The organism is Hansschlegelia beijingensis, from assembly GCF_045505405.1.
Taxonomy (GTDB): domain Bacteria; phylum Pseudomonadota; class Alphaproteobacteria; order Rhizobiales; family Methylopilaceae; genus Methylopila; species Methylopila beijingensis_A.
This window is the reverse complement of sequence record NZ_JBJKEX010000488.1, coordinates 1-1,723: the sequence shown is the minus strand read 5'-3', so window position 1 is coordinate 1,723 and position 1,723 is coordinate 1. Positions and strand designations below refer to the sequence as shown.

The 1,723-nt window shown below is 71.4% G+C and carries 2 protein-coding genes and 1 pseudogene; all 3 read right to left on the bottom strand.

Annotated elements, in window-relative coordinates:
- On the bottom strand, window positions 1–1,119 hold a 1,119-nt coding region (locus ACIKT0_RS17910), incomplete at its 3' end, for a sigma-54-dependent transcriptional regulator (RefSeq protein ID WP_407106683.1).
- A gap of 25 nt (window positions 1,120–1,144) precedes the next feature.
- Complete coding sequence (gene fliN / locus ACIKT0_RS17905; RefSeq protein ID WP_407106682.1) at window positions 1,145–1,495, bottom strand: flagellar motor switch protein FliN; 351 nt, start codon at window positions 1,493–1,495, stop codon at window positions 1,145–1,147.
- Window positions 1,492–1,723 (bottom strand): annotated as a pseudogene (locus tag ACIKT0_RS17900) (hypothetical protein); the annotation flags it as partial. The pseudogene ACIKT0_RS17900 and the gene fliN, both read right to left, overlap by 4 nt.

Genomic DNA, 1,723 nt, shown 5'->3' with positions numbered 1-1,723 from the left:
CGGCGTAGAGTCGAGCGGCGAGCCGTCAGGGGTGCGGATCGTCTCGGCGCCGATCTCCGCCCCGGTCGCAAGCAGCACCGCGCGATGGATCGTGTTCTCGAGCTCGCGGACGTTGCCGGGGAAGCGGCCACGCGCGAGCTCGATCCGCGCCTCCGCCGAGAGCGGGCGCGGGGGCAGCCCGTTGGCCGCCGCGTACTTCTTCGCAAAATGGGTCGCGAGCTCGACGATGTCCGCCGGGCGCTCGCGCAGCGGCGGGATCTTCAGGTTCACGACGTTGAGGCGGTAGAGCAGGTCCTCGCGGAACGTCCCCTTGCGGACCTCGTCGGCGAGCGTGCGGTTCGAGGTCGCGATCACGCGGATGTCGACCGGCACCGGCTTGCCGCCGCCGACCCTGTCGATCACGCGCTCCTGCAGGGCGCGCAGCAGCTTCGCCTGCAGGCGCACGTCCATCTCGGAGATTTCGTCGAGCAGCAGCGTGCCGCCGGAGGCTTCCTCGAACTTTCCGATGCGCCGGGCCGTCGCGCCCGTGAACGCGCCCTTCTCATGGCCGAACAGCTCGCTCTCGAGCAGGTGCTCGGGGATCGCCGCGCAGTTCACGGAGACGAAGGGGGCCTTGGCCCGCGGCGAGGCGGCATGGACGTGGCGGGCGAGCATCTCCTTGCCGCAGCCGCTCTCGCCGGTGATCAGCACGCTCGCCGAAGACGCCGCGATCTGGGTCGCGAGCTTGATCAGCGACACCATCGCGGGGTCGCGGAACACGAAGTCGCGGGCGTCGTCCGCGACCGCCGACAGCACGGCCGCGATCAGGTCCGGATCGGGCGGGAGCGGGATGTACTCCTTCGCCCCGGCGCGGATCGCCGCGACCGCGGCGCGGGCGTCGTGCTCCACCCCGCAGGCCACCACGGGCACATGGAAGCGCTCGGCCTCCAGGGCCTCGATCAGCTCGCGCACGTCGAGCGCGACGTCGATCATGATCAGGTCGGCGCCGCGGCCGGCCCGCAGGCTCCGCATCGCCTGGTCGACGCTTTCGGCATGGGTCACGGCCGCCCCGCGGTCCATCGCGATGCGGGTGGCCTGCGTGAGCTGGCCCTTGAGATGGCCGACGATGGTGAGGCGCATGGGGGGCTCTCCTCTCGCTCCGTCCTCAGGCCCTGTCGGGCTTGATGATTTCGGTCATGGTGACGCCGAGCTTGTCCTCGACGAGCACCACCTCGCCGCGGGCGACGAGCCGGTCGTTGACGTAGATGTCGATCGCCTCGCCGACCTTGCGGTCGAGCTCGATCACGGCGCCGGGCTTCAGCCGCATCAGCTGGTGAACCTCGACCTTGGCGCGGCCGAGAATGGCCGAGACCGCCACGGGGACGTCGAACACGGCCTCGAGGTCGGCCGCGCTGCGGGCCTCGATCGCGGCCGCCGAGCCGATGTCCTCGATCGTCGCGATGTCGCCGTCCTCCGGACCGAACTCCGGCAGGGGCATCGATTTGTCGCCGCTCATCGCTGCGCTCCTTCATCGTCGGCCATGGGGGAGGGCGTTCCGAAACGCAGCGCGATCGCCTGCTCGACCGCGCGCGCCACCGCGGCGCCGTCCCGGACCACGCCGCCGTCGGCCCATTCGAGCCTCGCGTCGCCCTCGGCGACGTCCGGATCGCCGAGCACCACCAACCGGTCGATCGCCACGCCGGGGCCCAACTTCGGCCCGTCGCCTCGGTCATGAAGTCCGGGT